This is a genomic window from Pectobacterium carotovorum (assembly GCA_016415585.1).
Lineage (GTDB): Bacteria > Pseudomonadota > Gammaproteobacteria > Enterobacterales > Enterobacteriaceae > Pectobacterium > Pectobacterium carotovorum_K.
Genome location: CP066552.1, coordinates 2,289,962 through 2,309,610 on the forward strand (window position 1 = coordinate 2,289,962; position 19,649 = coordinate 2,309,610).

At 50.1% G+C, this 19,649-nt stretch carries 15 protein-coding genes and 6 pseudogenes; 12 read left to right on the forward strand and 9 right to left on the reverse strand.

Annotation, left to right across the window (positions count from 1 at the left end):
* The first annotated feature begins 82 nt into the window (after positions 1–82).
* Both JFY74_10145 and zntB read left to right on the forward strand, forming a co-directional pair.
* Positions 83–1,699: a peptide ABC transporter substrate-binding protein gene (locus tag JFY74_10145; protein QQG30346.1), complete on the forward strand. Its 1,617-nt coding sequence runs from the start codon at positions 83–85 to the stop codon at positions 1,697–1,699.
* Positions 1,700–1,822: 123 nt separating this feature from the next.
* Entirely contained in the window at positions 1,823–2,806 is a 984-nt protein-coding gene (gene zntB / locus JFY74_10150; protein QQG30347.1) for a zinc transporter ZntB, read from the forward strand.
* 312 nt (positions 2,807–3,118) lie between these two features.
* Here the strand turns inward: zntB and JFY74_10155 are convergent.
* A pseudogene (locus tag JFY74_10155) lies at positions 3,119–3,313 on the reverse strand (IS630 family transposase).
* Position 3,314: 1 nt separating this feature from the next.
* On the opposite strand from JFY74_10155, the pseudogene JFY74_10160 reads away from it, so the two are divergent.
* Positions 3,315–3,398: pseudogene (locus JFY74_10160) on the forward strand (IS5/IS1182 family transposase).
* 400 nt (positions 3,399–3,798) lie between these two features.
* Here the strand turns inward: JFY74_10160 and JFY74_10165 are convergent.
* Positions 3,799–4,092, reverse strand: a pseudogene (locus JFY74_10165) (tyrosine-type recombinase/integrase).
* A 165-nt stretch (positions 4,093–4,257) separates the two neighbouring features.
* Between JFY74_10165 and JFY74_10170 the strand changes: the two are divergent.
* From JFY74_10170 to JFY74_10185, 4 genes and pseudogenes are all read left to right on the forward strand, one after another.
* A pseudogene (locus JFY74_10170) lies at positions 4,258–4,525 on the forward strand (DUF1367 family protein).
* A 5-nt stretch (positions 4,526–4,530) separates the two neighbouring features.
* Positions 4,531–4,839 (forward strand): annotated as a pseudogene (locus JFY74_10175) (DUF1364 family protein).
* 87 nt (positions 4,840–4,926) lie between these two features.
* On the forward strand, positions 4,927–5,358 hold the full coding sequence (locus JFY74_10180) for a hypothetical protein (protein QQG30348.1): 432 nt from the start codon (positions 4,927–4,929) through the stop codon (positions 5,356–5,358).
* Positions 5,359–5,435: 77 nt separating this feature from the next.
* The gene (locus JFY74_10185; GenBank protein ID QQG30349.1) at positions 5,436–6,104 is read left to right on the forward strand and encodes a hypothetical protein; all 669 of its coding nucleotides are present in this window, start codon (positions 5,436–5,438) and stop codon (positions 6,102–6,104) included.
* Between the two features lie 141 nt (positions 6,105–6,245).
* Here JFY74_10185 and JFY74_10190 read toward each other — a convergent pair whose 3' ends face one another.
* Positions 6,246–6,728, reverse strand: coding sequence for a hypothetical protein (locus JFY74_10190; GenBank protein ID QQG30350.1), 483 nt, complete (start codon positions 6,726–6,728; stop codon positions 6,246–6,248).
* 285 nt (positions 6,729–7,013) lie between these two features.
* Here JFY74_10190 and JFY74_10195 point away from each other — a divergent pair.
* Positions 7,014–7,205: pseudogene (locus JFY74_10195) on the forward strand (lactate dehydrogenase).
* 39 nt (positions 7,206–7,244) lie between these two features.
* The gene (locus JFY74_10200) at positions 7,245–7,940 is read left to right on the forward strand and encodes an extensin family protein (protein ID QQG30351.1); all 696 of its coding nucleotides are present in this window, start codon (positions 7,245–7,247) and stop codon (positions 7,938–7,940) included.
* A gap of 19 nt (positions 7,941–7,959) precedes the next feature.
* Here JFY74_10200 and JFY74_10205 read toward each other — a convergent pair whose 3' ends face one another.
* From JFY74_10205 to yebS, 4 genes are all read right to left on the reverse strand, one after another.
* Entirely contained in the window at positions 7,960–8,151 is a 192-nt protein-coding gene (locus JFY74_10205) for a YebW family protein (protein ID QQG30352.1), read from the reverse strand.
* Positions 8,152–8,401: 250 nt separating this feature from the next.
* Positions 8,402–9,856, reverse strand: coding sequence for a 16S rRNA (cytosine(1407)-C(5))-methyltransferase RsmF (gene rsmF / locus JFY74_10210; protein QQG30353.1), 1,455 nt, complete (start codon positions 9,854–9,856; stop codon positions 8,402–8,404).
* A gap of 144 nt (positions 9,857–10,000) precedes the next feature.
* Positions 10,001–12,640, reverse strand: a complete 2,640-nt coding sequence (locus JFY74_10215; protein ID QQG30354.1) for an MCE family protein — start codon at positions 12,638–12,640, stop codon at positions 10,001–10,003.
* Positions 12,630–13,907, reverse strand: a complete 1,278-nt coding sequence (gene yebS / locus JFY74_10220; GenBank protein ID QQG30355.1) for a membrane integrity lipid transport subunit YebS — start codon at positions 13,905–13,907, stop codon at positions 12,630–12,632. The genes JFY74_10215 and yebS overlap by 11 nt, the downstream gene beginning before the upstream one ends.
* Before the next feature lie 570 nt (positions 13,908–14,477).
* Between yebS and JFY74_10225 the strand changes: the two genes are divergently transcribed.
* The 3 genes from JFY74_10225 (at position 14,478) to prc (ending at position 17,862) form a co-directional block, all read left to right on the forward strand.
* Positions 14,478–14,984, forward strand: a complete 507-nt coding sequence (locus JFY74_10225; GenBank protein QQG30356.1) for a GAF domain-containing protein — start codon at positions 14,478–14,480, stop codon at positions 14,982–14,984.
* 84 nt (positions 14,985–15,068) lie between these two features.
* On the forward strand, positions 15,069–15,827 hold the full coding sequence (gene proQ, locus JFY74_10230; GenBank protein QQG30357.1) for an RNA chaperone ProQ: 759 nt from the start codon (positions 15,069–15,071) through the stop codon (positions 15,825–15,827).
* 19 nt (positions 15,828–15,846) lie between these two features.
* The gene (gene prc / locus JFY74_10235) at positions 15,847–17,862 is read left to right on the forward strand and encodes a carboxy terminal-processing peptidase (protein QQG30358.1); all 2,016 of its coding nucleotides are present in this window, start codon (positions 15,847–15,849) and stop codon (positions 17,860–17,862) included.
* A 163-nt stretch (positions 17,863–18,025) separates the two neighbouring features.
* Here the strand turns inward: prc and JFY74_10240 are convergent, their stop codons facing one another.
* Both JFY74_10240 and JFY74_10245 read right to left on the reverse strand, forming a co-directional pair.
* Complete coding sequence (locus JFY74_10240; GenBank protein QQG30359.1) at positions 18,026–18,892, reverse strand: helix-turn-helix transcriptional regulator; 867 nt, start codon at positions 18,890–18,892, stop codon at positions 18,026–18,028.
* Positions 18,893–18,936: 44 nt separating this feature from the next.
* Entirely contained in the window at positions 18,937–19,569 is a 633-nt protein-coding gene (locus JFY74_10245) for a YbhB/YbcL family Raf kinase inhibitor-like protein (protein ID QQG30360.1), read from the reverse strand.
* Between the last annotated feature and the right edge of the window lie 80 nt (positions 19,570–19,649).

A 19,649-nucleotide genomic window follows, 5' to 3' on the forward strand; every position in this document is an offset into this window, starting at 1 on the left:
AGGTGGGATCGCTGGATGACTGCGACAATTTCTGACTATTATATTGTTTAATCAATTCATTATGCTTTCGGGTCAAATCATCATGCACTATGGATATTCTGCATTTTATGCCGCGTTGATGGCGGCCATGACGGGCAATGCTGTCGCGGCGCAGGTTCCAGCGGGAACAGTTCTGGCTGAGAAACAGGAAATCGTCCGCCACATTAAAGATGAACCAGCTTCTCTCGATCCGATAAAAGCGGTGGGGTTGATGGAAGCGCAGGTGGCGCGCGATCTGTTTGAAGGGCTGGTCAATCAGGATGCCAAGGGTAACATCGTCCCTGGCGTAGCGCTGCGTTGGCAGACGACCGATAACCGCACGTTTATCTTTACCCTGCGAGATAATGCCCGCTGGTCTAACGGTGAACCCGTTACGGCAAACGATTTTGTCTACAGCTGGCGTCGTTTGGTCACGCCTGAAAACAGCTCGTCATTCGCCTGGTTTGCCCGACTTGCGGGGATTCAGAACGCCGAGCAGATTCTTGCGGGCAAGCTGCCAGTCGATCAGCTTGGCGTGACGGCCGTCAATGATCACACGCTGAAAGTGCAACTGAGTAAGCCTGTACCTTATTTTGTTAGCCTTACGGCGAATTTTAGCTTGTTCCCGGTACATCAAGCTACGGTAGAAAAATTCGGAAACGACTGGACGAAGCCGGGAAATCTGGTCGGGAATGGCGCGTTTAAGCTGGATCATCGCGTCGTGAATGAGAAGCTGGTGCTCACGCAGAATCAATATTATTGGGATAACGCCAACACACGCCTGACGAAAGTGACCTTTGTTCCCATCAATCAGGAATCGAATGCGACAAAACGCTATCTGTCTGGGGATATCGATATCACCGAGTCATTTCCTAAAAATTTGTACCAAAAGCTGCTAAAAGACTTACCCGGTCAGGTTTATACACCCGATCAGCTTGGCACGTATTACTATGCGTTTAACACGCAACGTGCGCCGACCAATGATGTTCGTGTACGGAAAGCGTTGTCTTATGCCATTGACCGTAAAGTGATTGCCGAAAAAGTTCTGGGCACAGGGGAAAAACCAGCCTGGCATTTCACGCCGGATGTTACGGCAGGCTTCAAACCGACGGAAAGCCTGTTACAGCAATATTCGCAGGATGAACTGGATGCGCAGGCAAAAGCGCTGATGGCGGCCGCAGGCTATGGCTCAAATAATCCGCTGAAATTGTCGCTACTGTACAACACATCGGAGAGCCATCAGAAGATCGCGATTGCTGTGGCGTCCATGTGGAAGAAAACGCTGGGCGTTGACGTCCGTCTGTCCAATCAAGAGTGGCAAACCTACATCGACAGCCGCAATAGCGGCAATTTTGATGTTGTACGCGCCTCTTGGGTGGGGGACTACAACGAGCCGTCGACATTCCTCTCACTGCTGGCATCGCACCATAGCGGCAATATCGCGCGTTTTAAAAATGCGAATTACGATCGCGTGCTGGATGAAGCTGGCAACCAGACTAACCCACAGGCGCTGAATGCGGATTACAATCGCGCAGAGCAGATATTGATGGATGAGGCACCGATTGCACCGATCTATCAATATACCAACGGACGCCTGATCAAACCGTGGGTGAAAGGCTATCCCATTACTAATCCCGAAGACGTGGCATACAGCCACATGCTTTATATCGAAAAGCATTAGTACCGTATTAATCCATCGAATGATGTGTCGATAAAGCCGGAGCGATCGTGATGGTCACTCCGGCCGGTAGCGTGCAAAACTGATAGCAAAAGACCTGATAGTAAAGGCCGTTGGAGGCAAAACGTGGAATCCTTGGCAGGAAAAGAGTTGCAACACAGCGGTGCGGTTCATGCGTATCAGTTGGATGGAAAGGGGGGCGTGACTCCGATTGGCGAGCAGGATGTGGTTAACAGCGAGAAACCCTGCTGGCTACACCTAGATTCTACCTTGCCCGCCAGCGTGCGTTGGCTGAATAAAACGACGCTGGTGCCGGATAGCGTACGCAATGCGTTGGCGGGGGAGAGCGCTCGCCCCAGAGTCACGCGTTTGGGGGAAGGTACGCTGATCACGCTGCGCAGCATTAACCTGAATGCCAATGCGCGGCCAGATCAACTGGTGGCGGTTCGGGTGTTCATTACCGACAAGCTGATTATTTCTACCCGACGTCGTAAGATTCTGGCTATCGACGAAATTCTTACCGACCTGAAGGAAGGCAATGGCCCGACGGACAGCGGAAGCTGGCTGGTTTCCATTGCGGAATCATTGACCGATCACACCAGCGAGTTTATTGATGATTTGCATGAGAAAATCATCGATCTGGAGGAGGATTTGCTGGAGCAAAAAATTCCTCCGCGCGGTGAGCTGGCGCTGATTCGCAAACAGCTTATCGTGTTACGCCGTTATATGACGCCACAGCGTGATGTTTTCTCCCGCATTTCCGGCGAGAAGCTTCCCTGGATACAGGATGACGATCGCCGTAGAATGCAAGAGATTGCCGATCGGTTAGGGCGCGGATTAGAGGATTTGGATGCCAGCATTGCGCGCACCACGGTGCTTTCGGATGAAATCACCGCGCTGATGACCGAAGCGATGAACCGCCGCACTTATACGATGTCGCTTTTGGCGATGGTTTTTCTGCCAACGACGTTTTTAACCGGCTTATTTGGCGTCAACTTAGGGGGAATTCCCGGCGGCGATGCGCCGTTTGGTTTTTTCACGTTCTGCCTGATGTTGGTGATATTGGTGGGCGGCGTTGCATGGTGGTTAAAACGCAGTAAATGGCTATAACGACTCGCAGCGAACGGGTGCGCAGATAATCACAAACTGCCGTGAACAGCTAAAAAACCACGCGTAAATTGAGCAATATCAACATTTTTTACCCTGTTGTGCGGCACTATCATTCCCGCAGGTGAATGCAACGTCAAGCGATGGGCGTTGCGCTCCATATTGTCTTACTTCCTTTTTTGAATTACTGCATAGCACAATTGATTCACACCATGCCGACAGTTTTGTCGGCTTTTTTTTGCCCTTCGATCTTACTCTTTCCTGTTTTGTCCTGAGCGACGTTGCCACATGCCTTTGGCATTACTTCGAGTTGTTCTTTAACCAACGTAGCGTTTCATGACTTTTGTGAATGATGTAATTATCGACAATCACTGTGATGGTTTTGGCTCGTCTGTATCGGCTTTCCAGGTGCTTCAACATATTGATAAATAATGAAGAACCTTTGCTGCTACCGCCCACATAACTGACTTTCCCAGTACCGCTGTGCAAGACCCCAACCAGATAATATTTTCATTATCTGCAGGGAAGGCACCGTAAACACGTCGATAGCCGTGCGGCTATGGATGCCATATTTTTTGTGCTAAGGACGGGCTGCTAGTGGAACGCCCTGAACGCCACCAGTATATGCTTATCAAGCTCTGCACATCTCACCTGTGCTAGCCAGACCGCTAAACCATGAAGTGGCTGATTTACCTATTGATGTTAAATAGTTATTTATTTATGGCTAATATTAAGTGTGAAATATGTTCCATTTGTGATGATTGCGAGTGGGTTGAGGCTGGAAAATGCGAAGAAGTTGGCTAAGCTTAAGTGTACAGGGCTAGTACAGCTTGTATAAATGCCAACTTTTAGCGCACGGCTCTCCCAAGAGCCATTTCTCTAGACCGAATACAGGAATCGTATTCGGTCTTTTTTTTACCTATTGTTTTTTAAGGTTTTATTTTCAGAGACCACGAAAATGCACGAAAAATCCACGAAATTCGATATGCGGCCTTTTATAAATAGACGTAATCTTTCCCTCTCGTATCCAGATATTTTTCCGTCATTTTTGCTGATTTATGCCCCAATAACTTCTGAGCAAATTTCTTTCCTCGTTCCTTCTCATACAATCTGCCAGCCAGACTTCTTATTTCATGAAACGTCGGCGGCTTCTCATCTAATTCAATCCCCGATGTTTTTCTTGCTTTAACAAATCCTTTTGTTAGCCCATTGAGCTCAACTGTTCCGAGTTGGTTATTTTTTCTAATGCCAGCGCTAATCATGTAATCGGTCTTGCTGGCATTACGGCATCAGGTTGCAACAATGCGCGTGATCAAAGGTCATGACGTGATGCCGCTGCACTTTTTGGCTCCGGCGACGGCGATAGCGTCAATTTTAAAGTTCCTGAGCTGGTTCGTACGGGCGGCACTGAGTGGCGTATTCCGAAAGCTGGTCACTATGTTGATGGGGCAACGGCACAGCTTAAGCGCTGTTTTGACCCAGAGGTAGTTAAAACCAAAGATACTTACTTGAATCACGCCATGGTAAGAGCCAGATTTTACGATCTGGCACCTAATCCTTATGGTGGCACGCTTAAGCATAGCATTCGTCAACATGGGGCAAGAGAAGTTCGACAAGGTTTACCGCGGCGTATTTGGCGTAATCTGGAATGAGACGTTGAGCCAGTATTTTGCTGATCAATATGAAATGGAACAAGCCGTTAGCCAACTGATGAACTTTTGATTATGATAAGAAAATCTCCTGCTTTCAGAAACAAAGCGTTACGTGAGTCTGCCCGAGGGTAGGCTTGTACGTTGCAGATCTCTGGCATCTTTAACGGCAATCCAGAAACGACGGTATTGTGTCATCTTCCGAGCCCTACACACGGTATGGGGTATAAAGGTGATGACTTCTGCAGTATAGGGTTGTTCGTTTTGCCATGATGTGATTAATGGGCGTATGCCATATGACTGGTGGGGGAGGGAGCAGAAGCTTTGTTGCAGGCGTTGTATTTGACATTAAAAAATAGATTGCTACTTAAACTAGAATGGATTTAAATAATGAGTAATGAAAATAAATTTGATGATGATAATATTTATTCTATTAGAAATGATATTATTTCAAAATATTTCTAAGCTAATCAATTGACGAATACCACATATAATGAGAGTTTGTTTGATGATAAAAAAGAATCATTGTTTGTATGTCTTTCTGCAAATTTCTTTAGACTTTACTCTAAAGATAAAATTAATTTAAATAAGAATGCAAGATATAACATCCATCTTTTAAATAAAAAATTATTAAATGATGATTCTCTTGAAAGGTTAAAGGCATCAACTAAAGGTGAAATACCCAGTGAAATAATAGATGAGTTTTTAAAGAACATATTAAACATTTATGTGGAGGTCTCATTCTGGAGTGGTTATGATTATATTAATGAATTTGTTGGGCCAGATAAGTCTCATGTGGATTATGTTTGTAGTTTTTTCTTGCCTGAATCAAATATCGGCTATGAAGCCTACAAGATTGATTTTTTCTTTAAAAGTGCTAAGTTTTTTTTAGATGGAAAAAAATAGATACTGCTTATGATTTAGTCATTAAAAATGAAAAAGTTGTAAATGATTTAGCATCTCAAATCAAGAGAGCTAAGAATTTGCAGCGTGAGGTTGAAAAACTAGAAAGAGTTCTGAATAATTTGGAATCAACAGCGCAAATTAATGTTTTTACAAAAACTTTTGTGAAAATAAAAGATAGGATATTGTGTCAATTGACTGAGGGAAATAAAAGATATGACAAATTAATGCAGCGTGCAATATATACTCCACTGGTTGTTCTTTCTATATCAATTATTATTCATGTTATAGCACCTGTTATCATGAAAATATGCGATTGGACACATTACGAATATTATATGCAGTTAGTTAGCTTTAACTTACAAAGTGCTATTTTTTATTCTTTACCTATCATTGCCTTCGAAATTATTTTGTTTTATTTTTCAAGAGTTGCATATGTTGAGGTGAAATCGTTCAAGACACAATTGGTTCAAATAGAACATCGCATTGCCTCTTGTGAATTTATCAGAAACTACATGAAGCAAAAAAATGAACATTTCGATAAAATTATTAGACTGAGCAATAATGAAGTGGCTAAGAAAATATTTATTGATGGAGATAGTATCGGAAAAATCATTGGGTTTCCAAGCGATTTTGAAAAATTAATATTCAATCCTATTCAGATGAGTAGTGACAATATTCCAGCGGTATTAGATGGTGTCAATTCTATTGCTGAACTAGCAGGCAAGGTCATGGCGGCTAAGAAATAGAACTCAATCAACGCCCTAAATACTATTGGTACTAAAGCCAAGCTGGAAACCCGCGTTGTGTGCCGTGTACCTTGTTCGCTACGTATTCTTGCTTCGTCAATAGATGGCGACAGAGATCTGCCGCCCATTTGTTGTGAAGAATTAGTGTGTTTTAGGTGGCACTGCAACCGATGAACTGGGGGTGAAATAATCGCTATCTTCCACAATCGGAATATAAATCCTGACCCACTCGGTACCTTCAACCATCTCCCAACTATGCCCTTCCCCCTGCGTATCGGCGGCAATCAAGACAGTCCCAGGAGAAAGCAGAAAAGTGGAACCATCGCTGACCCGAAATTTCAACGTGCCTTTCAGCGTGATGACATATTGTTTGCGCGGTGCCGGGTGAACGTTCATCTCCCAGGCTTCAGTGGAATTACTAAGCCAAAATTTTTGCGCGGTAATTTTTTCCAGAGCGGGAACACTGCCTGTTACGAAGGCCGAGTGATTGTCTGGCGTATTGATCAGTTTGATGGCCGGTATCCGAGTTTCCTCCGGATGAGTTGGAGAGAGCGTTGCGGAATAAGCAGTAACGGAAACCAATAATCCGGCAAGCGCCAGAAGAAAACGCGATGTCTTTTTCATTTAAATAAAATCCATATTGTTTACGCCCGATAAGCAGGCAACCCTATATGTCAGCCGTCTGTGTACGTCTTACAATGCTGGGATGGTACTGCTTGAGGGGATCCTTCACCAGATGGTTAAAGCAATCGCACTGATTGGTATATCACTTGATTTGCTTATATTCTATTCACAACCGGAGGGAGAGGCATCGGCAGGCGAGCACAAAATTGGGAACGGTGCCCCGATAGTGGCTCCATAGTGTGGTAGTGAGGCTTGTTTTGGGATGAACCCAAAAATAATACGAGACTGGACTATGTTCTCTATTCAACGGCTCCCGATCCGACACAGCCTATTTTAATCGCTGGTGAACCGGAACGTATTTCGCAGGCGCAACGTAACGCTGATGGTATTGATTTGTCCGATCAGGAGTGGCAGAAAATCGTGGAGGCGGGGATCGCTTTGGGGATGAATCCGGCCGAATTCGCGTTAATAGCATAATATTATTCAGGAGAAGACAATAATCGGGAGACGGGGCTGATGCGGGGATGGGTAATCGTTGTGGTGATACTGGGGGCGTTAGTCGCTCTGGCACCCTGGATCCAACGTCAACTCCCGCCCGGCTATGATCCCCTTTCTCCGCTGTCCGTCGATGACCCGCCTACGTTTATTACCCGGCTAAAAATGAAGTCTGTCGCCAACGATCCTGAAGCCTGTTTGACCGTGTTAAAGCAGGCGCAGGAGAGCGGGCGTCTGCGATTCTCCGAGGCCAATGACATCAATGGACAATGTCCGGTCGCGTCACCCGTGCAGATACAAGGCTTTGGTACGGTCAGGCTCAGTTCCAGTTTTCTTGCCAGTTGTCCGTTGGCGCTGAGTAGCACTATGTTTGTTTCGCAAATTGCGGTGCCGCAGGCGCAGTCGCTTGGCACGTCGCTAGCGCGCATCGACCATATGGGCAGCTATGCCTGTCGAAATGTTTATCACCGACCGGAAGGACGTTTGAGCGAGCATGCGACGGCGGACGCATGGGATATTGCTGCTTTTCGTCTCTCTGACGGTCGGCAGATTAGCGTCCTGAATCAGTGGTCAGAAGCGGACGATCGCGGCAGCTACTTGCGTAACACATTCAGGGAAAGCTGTCGTTTTTTCGGTAACTCGCTGGGGCCGGAATACAATGCCGCACACGCTAATCACTTTCATTTTGGCATGCGCGGTTTTGGTGTGTGTCGATGAGAATACTCAGGCGGGAAAACTAAAAATCAGCGTACTCCTGGGCGGGGATCCAGAAGCCATCAATATACTCTTCAATGGGGAAGCAACCCGCGCGGCGCAGGCGCTGTTCATCCATCGCTTGCAGACATTGCGCTTCGGTGTTGTAGGCACCAACGACCAAGTCGTCACAGCCATGCCCGAGATAACAAACAAATATCACTAACGCAAACATGCTGTTCTCCAGACATTACCGATTTTCTCTATACCCGTCATACTTCAAGTTGCATGTGCGTTGGCTGCGTTCAGTCACCCGAATCACTTACCTGAGTAAGCTCATCGGGATTCCCTCTCTTGCCGCCTTCCTGAAACTCGAATTATTTAGGGTATATACGTCGGAATAATTGTAGATGAAAATCAGTGAGGAAAGAGAGAATGGGCGGTTCATCAGGTGGTTTTATCGCCACCTGATGTAGAAACCGCATTTATTCTTTAGAAAGAGGCTGGGCGGAGGCTGCGCCATCCCGCACTAAGTCGCGCGGCAGGCTGTTTTTTATCCGGCTGCTGATGCGTTTTGCCAGACCGACAGATGTGTTCTGGTAGGTTAAAATCAGCTCATCCGCAGCAGGAAGCGGTTCCGGATAACTGTCTTTACCTTGAAACCACTCGCAGGCGATGCGATCGGTCAGCGCGTAGGCATTGTCTGCATTCGGATCGGCCAGCGCGACAACCGCTTCATGCTGCCAGCGGAAACCTTTAGGGAAGCGTTCAGCAAGCTTAATGCCAATACGTGAGAATTTGATATTGCCGAAAGCGGAAGTTAGCGCCGCAGGGAAGAGCCAGATTTCGCTATCACGCTGCCACAGTTGAAGTAACGTATCATCCCAGTGAATACCCTGTTTACCTGCTGCCTGTGCGAGTAACGCAGCCTCTTTGGGGGCAACCGGAGAAAATGGAAATTTACCGACTTTATAACCCGGACGCGGCAGGGGCGGCACGCTGGCGGTTTTCCGTAAGCGGGCAACAAAGAAGCCTTCGCTGTCATAAATCTGTGGGAAGACGTGCAGGAAGCCTTCTTCCGTTGTGGCGCGTTCGGCGTCGGCGAAGAGATCGTGTAACGATTCAAATTCGCATGCATCAGGAAACTGCGCCTGTAGCCAATGGCAGACCTGCTGGTTTTCGTGCCTATTCAGCGTACAGGTAGAGTAAATCATCACGCCGCTGGGCTTCAGAGCATGAAACGCGCTCAGAATCAGGTCGCGCTGTGTGGCAGCAATATCGGTAATGCTCTCTTGCGACCAGTGGCTCATCGCCGCCGGATCCTTACGCACCACGCCTTCACCCGAACATGGGGCATCCAGCAGAATCGCATCAAAATACTCCGGCAGTGCCGCGCCGAAAACCCGCCCGTCGAAGTGTGTAATCGCGGTATTGCTGACGCCGCAGCGGCTGATGTTGGCATGCAACACTTTTACCCGGCTGGCTGAATACTCATTGGCGATGATAGCCCCTTCATTATTCAGTCTCGCCGCAATCTGCGTTGTCTTGGAGCCCGGCGCAGCCGCGACGTCCAAAACCGTTTCAAGCGCATCGTTACGATGGAACAGGGCGCTGACGGGCAGCATGGAGCTGGCTTCCTGAATATAAAGCAGTCCGCTCAGGTGCTCCAGCGTATTGCCTAGCCGCGTATTTTCTTCTTCTGCATTCAGCAGCCAGAAACCTTCCTGACACCAGGGAATCGGCTCAAGTTGCCAGCCATAGGGTTGCACGAGCTGAAGAAAGGCATCGACGCTGATTTTTAACGTATTCACGCGGATGCTCCGACGCAGCGGACGCTGGCAGGCGGCAATAAAATCCTCCATCGAAAGCGATGAAGGCATGATGTCCCGCATGGTGTCGAGAAATTCAGCAGGCAGGTTGGCTGGGGTAAATTTTGCCACGGCGTGGTTCCGTACAGGTTATTCAGTAAAACGAGGGGAAGAAGCGGCGAAGTGTAGCACGGATCCTTCATACATCATGTGAAAACGGCAAAGCGACGCGTGAAAACGACAGGGCAACGATCGCTGCCCTGTCCGGTGGTGAGGTTAATTATTCGGTGTCGGAATCGCCGTACCCCATTGCCGCCACTCTTTGGGCTCTTCGTTCCTCAGCAGGAAATGTTTTCCTTCCTGTGCTTTGGGGGCGAGCGGCGTGCTGGGTGGCGTGGCAAACGCGATACCGCCGCGAATGAACTGCTGGAAGGTTCCGCTCTTGATGACGCCCCCCGTCAGGCCGAATTCCAGGTTGTAACCCGAAGCCAGCCAGAAGACGGAATTGTCGCGTACCAGATGCTGATAGCGTTTGCTGATGCGCAGCGACACGGCGATACGATCCGAAAGCGTGCCCAGCGACAGCCCAGTTACCGTACCGACTTCAATACCGCGGAACAGCACTGGCGTACCGACCTGCAATGCGCCTGCTTCTGGCGCATCAACGCTGATATTCAAGCCGTCCTGATAGCGAGAGTCGGAGATAGTGGCCTGTTGCAGCTCAAAATTGCGCGTTACGCTGCCGTTACCCGGCTCGACGTTGATATAAGGCTGGAATAGCGTTTCCAGATGATTCACACCAGCGGCGGAAATTTCTGGCGTAACGACGGAAAAACGTGTCCCGGAGCGAGCGAAATTACGCACATATTCAGGGTAGAGTACGGCCTGCACCAGCACTTCGTTACGCTGATCGGACAACTTCAGCGAATCCAACTGACCGATATCGATTCCCAGATAGCGGATCGGCATGCCCGGCGCGAGTTTGCTGGCATCGTAGGTACGTAGAATGATGCGGCTCCCCACGGCGCGCGCCGCCGTTTCGTTGTTGTAGAGGACGCGTTTACCGCCTTTAATTTCCGGTGCACCTTCCAGATTATCAAAACTGATCGCACCTTTAAGCGCTCGGTTCAGCGGGGAGGCTTGCACGGTCAGGCCCGACGTATTCAACTGCACACGAGCCCCGCCTTCTGCCCAGAACACGCTGTTTTCCGTCAGCAGTTTGCGGTGTTCAGGGCGAATATAAACCTCAACCTCAAAGGTATCCGCCTTCGGCCGTACCCGCATGATTTCGCCGACCTGGAACTTACGGTACAGCACGATGGATCCATCCTGAATATCCGGCAGGCTGTCGGTCACTAAGGTGAGAGTCGGAGAAGGCGTGGCACCGCGAATGCCTTCCTCGGCTTTTTCGAGATCGCTGAACAGCGGATAGCGAGCCTGAACGTCACCTTTGCTGCCCGGTAAAACCTGAATACCGCCGCTTACCCATTCTTGCGCGCTGGCACCCAGCACTTGAATCCCATCCAGCCCCATCTTCACATTCACGCGGCTGTTAACGATGAATTTGCTGTCGCGGTGTAATAGCTGGCGATATCGTGGCTCGATCACCAAAAGGAAGCTGACACCTTGTTCGTCCAGCGTGCGCTTCACGACCTGACCGACCTGCACGCCGTGCAACAGCACGGGTTGACCGCTATCAATGCCATAGCTTTGTGCGGCTGTGAGCTGAATAGAAAGCGCGCCGGGCTGGGTGAGCTGCTGTTGTCCGCTATCCAGCACGTCAAAATGCTGGCGTGGTTCGCCTTCACCGGGAATGAGCGTCAGCGTTGGGCCGCTCAGCAGACGTGAAACATTCAGATCGCTGAGCGAAAGCTGAGGTTTACTGAGTTCGATACGTGTGCCTTCCCGCATCAGCGAAACCACGGAAGGATCGATGATGAGCTCCCCGCTGACCTTGCCATCGTCTGGGCTCAGCGTGATTTTACTCAGAGTGCCGACTTCCAGTCCCTGATACATCAGCGGGGTGCGGCCTTCGGATAGGCTGTCGCCAGAAGGTAAATCCAGCGTAATTTTCACACCGCGCTGGCTCTGTGCCAGATCGGGGTAGAGGCGGTAGGATTGCTCGGCACCGGCATCCTCGCTCTCTTCCGGCGAATCGAACGCGATCGCACCGTTCACCAACGCCGCCAGATTTTCCATCTCAATTTTTGCGCCGCTGACGCTGATGTCGGCATTAAAGCCGGACACATTCCAGAAGCGGCTGTTCTTCTTCACCAGATGGGTAAAGCGGCGTTCCACCAGCACGTCAATCATCACACCGCGGCGATCCTGAGAAACCGTGTAATCGTAGACTTTCCCTACTGGAATTTTACGGTAGTAAACCAGTGAGCCGGTATTCAGTGAACCCAGATCGTCCGCATGGAGATGAATCAGCAGTTCTCCGGTATTCACGCGGTATTTGGGTTGTGTATCCAGTGCAGAAAAGTGCTCTTGCGGCTCGCCAGAACCGGGCATCATCCCGATGTAGTTACCGCCCACCAGTGCATCCAGCCCAGAAACGCCAGCGAGAGACGCTTTCGGGGTAACCAGCCAGAACTGCGTGCCGCTGCGTAACGCTTCCTTCATATCGCTTTTGATACTGGCTTCGACCTGTATGGTGCGCAGATCTTCACTCAGCTTGATATTTTGCACGGTGCCGACTTCAACGCCCTGATAGCGCACGGGCGTACGCCCGGCGACAATGCCGTCAGCGGAGACAAAATCGATGGTGACCGTTGCGCCTCGTTCCTGTTGGTTGGTGTAAATCAGCCAACCAGCAATCATCAGCGCAATCAGCGGCAGCAGCCAAAACGGCGACAGGCGACGCTTGCTTTTCACGGTAGCTTCGGTTGGTGTACTGGACGTATTATCTTGCATTGTTATTCCACATCAGTCGGCTATCCAGCCATTCAACGGCAAGGATAGTGAGAATCACCGCTGCGCCAAAGTAAAAAGCAGCAGGCCCCATGGTGAAAGCGAGGAGTTGATCGCGGTTGACGAGCGACATTGTCAGGGCAATCACGAATAAATCGAGCATGGACCAGCGGCCGATCCAACGGATAACGCGCAGCATCTTCATGCGCATCATTATGTTGCCTTCCGATCGGAGATGGATACTCACCAGCAGCCCGAAAAGCACAATAACCTTAGTAAACGGCACCAGAATACTGGCGATAAAGACCACCAGCGCGACCGGAACATTGCCTGACGCGAGCGAAAGAATACCGGAGAAAATCGTGTCTTCCGTGCGTGCGCCGTTGACATAAATAATTGATATGGGCAATAGGTTAGCGGGAAACAGTAAAATGATGGAAGCAATCAGTGCTGCCCAGGATTTTTGCAGGCTGTGCCGCTGGCGTAAGCGAAGCGGAATATGGCAACGAGGGCAGCGCTCCCGATTGTCTGGCGAACTGGTGAAATGGCAGGACAGACAGATTCGATAGCGATCCGGCGAAATCAACGGCCTCATGCGCGGATAAAACCGTTGCCAAAGCTGGTCGGTATTTAAGTGAATCAGCGTCAGCAGGCTTAAGATCATCAGCGCCAGAAAGGCGACCAGCCCGATTCCTGCCTGAACATCCGCGAATTCTCGGACTTTGATTGCGGCAACGGCCATGCCGACCAGATAGATATCCAACATCATCCACTCTTTTAGCCGTTCTAGCATGAGCAGGATGGGACGCAGGTTCATCCCGATTCGGGGAGCAAAAAACAGGTAGAGCAGAGAAAAAACGAGCGTAAGCGGTGCGCCTACAGTGCAGAAGGCGACCATACTTGCTGTGAGCGGATGCCCCTGACGAGTGATTTGCCAAATGCCTTCAAACAGGCTGGCATTAATGGTGACGCCCAGCAGGCGAATGCTAATCAACGGTTCAGTGAAGGCAAACGGCATGAGTACCAGCATGGCAACGGCCATCGCTGCTAGCCTGGATATGGGCCAGTCTCTGCCTGAACTAACTTTGGCATCGCAACGTGGACAATTCGCTGTCTGGTTGCGCTTCAACGGCGGCAGTGCAAAAAAGGCATCGCATTCCGGACAGCGATGGTAGCGATCTAGGGTGGATACCGCACTTTTCGCGCCATCGATTAACGGCGGTCGCGGAGAGGGAAACGGCGCAGGGCTGGCTATATTATGTATTTTCATCTTTCCTGCGATCCGGTGAAGGTGTTGGGTTCCGTTATATTCATGATGGATAGTGTGTTCACTGCTATACCCGCCATACATCAAGTTGCATGTGTATTGGTTGCATTACTCGGCTTTTGCTCCGTGGGGTCACTGTAAGCCGCGTTCAATCTGCCTGACTGATTTGTCACTCACCCGAATACTTATCTGAGTAAGCCCCCTCGGGATGAAATGAGAAACATCCTGTCTCTTACCAACGACGGGCCTCGTAACAAAGCTTATAAATAGGCCTAGCCCTAAGGGGCTAACGCTCTGTGGTGTTCAAACGTTAACGCTTGTCCTGAAGCTCGAATTATTTAGGGTAGATTTAGTGTAACTGAAGGCTTAACGAATGATAAATTCATAATAAGGTTCTGATCTCTACCCGATATTATTTTGTCGGTGGAAATAGCACGATATGCACGACAGCGTTACAGTAAAGCGGATGATTCTTCGCGCGAAGGCGCTAATCTTATGGCATTCTGTAACCGATGCTAATGCAGTCTGTGCGGGAATGGTTCGCACTGTTTTGAAAAGACAACGATATACGTTATGAATAAACCAGAATTTTATCAGGATCTCATTCGCGATATGTCATCGCTTATCGCGGATGAAAACCGTTTTATTACGATTTTATCAAACAGCAGTGCACTGCTGTTTGAGCGTTTGGATGGGGTTAACTGGGCAGGGTTTTACCTGTTGGATAACGACACGCTTTTTCTGGGACCGTTTCAGGGCAAGGTTGCTTGTGTGCGTATTCCGGTTGGCAAAGGTGTATGCGGTGCGGCAATAGCTGAAAATCGCATTCAGCGCGTGGATGATGTCCATGCGTTCCCTGGTCATATCGCCTGTGATGCCGCGAGTAATGCTGAAATTGTGCTACCGCTTGTCGTTAACGGGCAACCGATTGGCGTTCTGGATATTGACAGTACCCTTTATCAGCGTTTTGACGCGGATGATGAAGAAGGGCTGAAGGCCGTGGTGAGCGTACTTTGTGCTCAACTGGAAGCGAGCGATGTGATGACATTCATCAATTCTCTCACGTTGAGACAAGGTTAACGTGGCAATTGCCGATGGCGTCATTATAATGACGCCTGTTCATGCCTGCGCCGGTTGGCAAACCCGTTGTAATCAGGAAATTTCATGGAAAATCAACCTAAGTTGAACAGTAGTAAAGAAGTCATTGCCTTTTTGGCAGAGCGGTTCCCGCTTTGTTTCACCACTGAAGGTGAAACTCGTCCGTTAAAGATCGGTATTTTTCAGGATCTTATTGAGCGTGTGCCGGAGTCCGATAACGTCAGTAAGACGCAATTACGCTCTGCGCTGCGTCTGTACACTTCAAGCTGGCGATATTTGTACGGTGTAAAATTGGGTGCTCAACGTGTCGATCTGGATGGTAACCCATGCGGTGAGTTGGAACAGCAGCATGTCGATCATGCTCGTAAGCAGTTGGAAGAAGCTAAAGCACGAGTTCAGGCTCAGCGTGCTGAGCAACAGGCGAAAAAACGTGAAGCGGCCGGAGAATCGGCAGAAGCAGCGCGTACCCCTCGTCCCGCTCAGAAACGTGCGCCGCGCCGTGATGCTTCAAACAATGCATCCCAAAACCGTGGATCCCAAAACAGCGCACCACGTAAACCACGTCAGCCTTCTTCCGGCCAATCGCAGTCCTCTTCTCCGCAATCCGCTAATGCTCAATCTCGTCAGGCAAAGCCTGCCAGTAATGAGCCTCAACGGGTAGCGGTTACGGATGTTTCCAAACTGCAAATCGGTCAGGAAATCAAAGTCAGAGCCGGCAAAGACGCCATGGATGCCACCGTGCTTGAAATTGCCAAAGGCGAAGTCAGAGTACAATTGGCTTCTGGATTGGCAATGATTGTACGCGCAGAACACTTGCAGTTCTGATACGGAGGCCAACCTGGGCATGAACAACTTAGTCAGAATAACCGCCATCGCAGGCTTACTGCTGGCGGGCTCTAGTTTTGCAAATGAAAACATTACGCGTGTTGAACAGATTCCTCAGCTACATCAGGAACCTCAACATGCTACCGTTAGCGACAGGGTGGCCTCACGTTTCCTGCGTTCGCACTATCGCCAGTTTATGCTGGATGCGCAGTTCTCTGAGAAAATTTTTAACCGCTACCTCAATATGCTGGACTACAGCCACAACGTGCTGTTGGCCTCTGATGTGGCACAATTTTCCGGGCAAAAAGCCCAGTTGGGCGACGCGCTGAAATCCGGTCAACTGGATGTTCCGTACGCGTTGTACAATCTGGCGCAGAAGCGTCGGTTTGAGCGTTTTCAATATGCACTGTCGCTGCTGGATAAATCGGTCGATCTGACGGGCAATGAGACGTTTGAACTCGATCGCAGCAAAGCCCCTTGGCCGCAGAACGTGGGTGAACTTAACCGCCTGTGGGATGCCAAGGTAAGATATGACTGGCTCAGCCTGAAGCTGACCGGTAAAGATGATAAAGACATCAAAGAGACGCTGACCAAGCGTTACCAGTTTGCGATTCGTCGTCTGGCGCAGAGCAACAGCGAAGATGTTTTCCAACTCGTCATGAACGCCTTTGCGCGTGAAATTGACCCGCACACCAGCTACCTGTCACCGCGTAACACCGAGCAATTCAATACCGAAATGAGCCTGCCGCTCGAAGGAATTGGTGCGGTGCTGCAGATGGATGACGACTACACCATGATCAATTCCATGGTGCCCGGTGGTCCGGCAGCGAAAAGCAAAAGCATTACCGTTGGTGACCGCGTGGTTGGTGTAGGCCAAAACGGCAAACCGATGGTGGATGTTATCGGCTGGCGTCTGGATGATGTCGTTGCGCTGATTAAAGGGCCGAAAGGCAGCAAGGTACGTCTGGAAATCCTGCCTGCTGGCAAGGGGACGAAAACCCGCATTGTCACGCTGACGCGTGAACGCATTCGCCTTGAAGACCGGGCGGTTAAAATGTCCGTCAAGACGGTCGGCAAGGATAAAGTCGGCGTGCTGGATATCCCCGGTTTCTATGTCGGCCTGACGGATGACGTGAAAGTTCAGCTCCAGAAGCTGGAAAAACAGAACGTCAGCAGCATTGTGATTGACTTACGAACTAACGGCGGCGGCGCGCTGACGGAAGCGGTAGGGCTTTCTGGTCTGTTTATCCCTGGCGGCCCGGTGGTTCAGGTGCGTGATAACAATGGCAAAGTGCGCGAAGACAGCGACACCGACGGCATTGTGTATTACAAAGGCCCACTGGTGGTGCTGGTAGACCGCTTCAGTGCTTCCGCTTCTGAGATCTTCGCCGCGGCAATGCAGGATTATGGCCGTGCTTTGATCGTGGGTGAACCGACGTTTGGTAAAGGCACTGTGCAGCAGTATCGCTCGCTGAATCGGATTTACGATCAGATGCTGCGTCCTGACTGGCCAGCGCTGGGTTCCGTGCAATATACGATTCAGAAATTCTATCGTATTGACGGCGGCAGCACGCAGATGAAAGGCGTGACGCCTGACGTGATGATGCCAACCGGCACGGAAACGGTAGATACCGGTGAGAAGTTTGAAGACAACGCGCTACCGTGGGACAGCATCAAAGCAGCCAACTACACGAAGAGCGGCGATCTGAAGGCACTGATTAGCAAACTGAACGAACATCATCAGGAGCGTATCGCCAAAGATCCTGAATTCCAGTATGTGGCGCAGGATATTGCCCGCTACAACGCGATGAAGGATAAGCGCAACCTCGTGTCGCTCAATCTTGCCCAGCGCGAGAAAGAGAATGACGATGATGAAGCGATGCGTCTGAAGCGGATTAACGATCGACTGGCGAGAGAAGGTAAAAAACTGCTCAAATCGCTGGAAGATCTGCCGAAGGACTATCAGGCACCCGATCCTTATCTGGATGAAACGGTGAAAATCGCTAACGATTTGGCACAGGAACAGAAAGAGTAAAGCGTAAAAAGTAATACGCTAAAATCGTTCTGATCATCTGAGATCATCAAGCGCCTTGTGGGTTTATTCCAACAGGGCGCTTTTTTTTGAACCTGATCGTTATTTTTGACGATGGTTGTTGTTGAGTGTTACAGGATGATCGCGCTGTACCGTCAATGACGGATTAACGGATCTTGGTTGGCGAACAGCCAAAACGGTTTTTAAACCGTTCGGAAAAACGCGCTGAGGATTTATACCCGCAGGCTTCGGCCAGACGCTGCATACTCCATGATGTCGTCTGTACCAGCATCATCGCGTGTTGCATGCGCGTCTCCAGCAACAGCACTTCAAAGCGTGTCTGCTCGGCGGATAACCTCCGGCGCAGCGTGGCTTCGCTCATCGCCAGTCGTCGCCCCGCAGACTGCGCGGTCCAGTGGCGCTCCGGCTCTTCGCTGATAAGCGTACGTAGCTGAGCGGTAACGCCGGGCTGTGGCGGTACGCCAAAGCGGTATCCCCGTTCCGACAGCACAAGCAGCATATCCATCAGCCGCAGTTCGAGACGCGATTCATTAAGTACGTTGCTCGTAATTCCCTCAACCAGATACTGCAATGTGTGGGTGAGATCGTCATCCAGTGCGAGAGTAGTGAAGGGGCGCGGAGGATAAGTCGGAACGCATTCATCAGGATAGCGATGATAAAAACGCGCCAAAAGCGTGGGCGAAAATGTCAGAAAGATTGACCGGAAAGCGGAGTCGTGACCACCGGGCATTTTCGTCAAATCGGCACTTGCGTCAGGTGTAATCAGGCAGAGCTGAGACGATGTGTCGATAACCGTCGCTGTATCCTGCTCAAGAATGGTTAATTGGCCAGAAAGAACCAGCAGAAGTGTGGCCTCATAGAAATGGAAACACGTTGTCTGCTGCGGTGTACGCAAGTGGGGCTGAGCGAGTGCGCACAGGCCATACCGTTGCAGCGGCTGGCCTGATGGCAATCGCCAGTCCGTCTCTACAATGAGAGACGGAGAAGCGGGGCGTAAAGCGGTCACGCTCATAGCCAGCCATTCTTATAACAAGTCATTATCATAACTTATTGTTATCACAACAATGCGGGATTCAGCGTATACAGCCCGGTGAGTGTCGCTTCTGCCAATACTGGCGCGCTAGCCAGCGCAGCGCGGACATTCGCTCCATTAAGCTCACCTTCTATTGCTAAAACAGGCGTCGCGATAGCGTAGAGAGTGAAGATGTAATGGTGGACGATCGCATCGTTCCACGGTGGGCAAGGGCCATCATAACCATAGTAGGTGCCATTCATCTGCTCATCGCTGGCGAACCAGGCGGTGTAATCATTGATGCCGTGTCGGAGCCCTGTCGGTGCATCCGGGCCTGCTTTCCCACGTGGCGTGATGCCAGTGGAATGAGAGGCGGCAGGAATTTCATTGACGCTGGCTGGAATATCGAGCAATAGCCAATGGTAGAAATCGACACGCGGCAGAGAGGCGCTCACTTCGCGGCCTTCCTGATTCACATCGTCACCGCGGCTGGGTACATCCGGGTCGTGGCAGATCAATACGAAAGACTGTGTCCCTTCGGGCGCGCCGTGCCAGGCAAGATGGGGATTGTGGTTAGAAGACAGCGCAATGTGGCTAGTTGCGTCCGGTACGGCAAAGGCAAATTCGCCCGGGATAGTTTCGCCGTCCTGAAAACTGTGGCTGGAGAGTTGCAGCATGGTGGTGCTCCTTATCGTGATTCCGGTGGGTGTGGAATCATTATAGAAGAAGCTGAGCGCAATTATTTTCCTAATGCCGT

Bases quoted from the DNA above. Each gene is read 5' to 3' on its own strand.
- proQ (QQG30357.1), top strand. From the start codon at position 15,069: ATGGAAAATCAACCTAAGTTGAACAGTAGTAAAGAAGTCATTGCCTTT.
- JFY74_10190 (QQG30350.1), bottom strand. From the start codon at position 6,728: ATGAAAAAGACATCGCGTTTTCTTCTGGCGCTTGCCGGATTATTGGTT.
- prc (QQG30358.1), top strand. From the start codon at position 15,847: ATGAACAACTTAGTCAGAATAACCGCCATCGCAGGCTTACTGCTGGCG.
- JFY74_10215 (QQG30354.1), bottom strand. From the start codon at position 12,640: ATGCAAGATAATACGTCCAGTACACCAACCGAAGCTACCGTGAAAAGC.
- JFY74_10205 (QQG30352.1), bottom strand. From the start codon at position 8,151: ATGTTTGCGTTAGTGATATTTGTTTGTTATCTCGGGCATGGCTGTGAC.
- JFY74_10145 (QQG30346.1), top strand. From the start codon at position 83: ATGCACTATGGATATTCTGCATTTTATGCCGCGTTGATGGCGGCCATG.
- JFY74_10240 (QQG30359.1), bottom strand. From the start codon at position 18,892: ATGAGCGTGACCGCTTTACGCCCCGCTTCTCCGTCTCTCATTGTAGAG.
- JFY74_10225 (QQG30356.1), top strand. From the start codon at position 14,478: ATGAATAAACCAGAATTTTATCAGGATCTCATTCGCGATATGTCATCG.
- JFY74_10245 (QQG30360.1), bottom strand. From the start codon at position 19,569: ATGCTGCAACTCTCCAGCCACAGTTTTCAGGACGGCGAAACTATCCCG.
- JFY74_10200 (QQG30351.1), top strand. From the start codon at position 7,245: ATGCGGGGATGGGTAATCGTTGTGGTGATACTGGGGGCGTTAGTCGCT.
- yebS (QQG30355.1), bottom strand. From the start codon at position 13,907: ATGAAAATACATAATATAGCCAGCCCTGCGCCGTTTCCCTCTCCGCGA.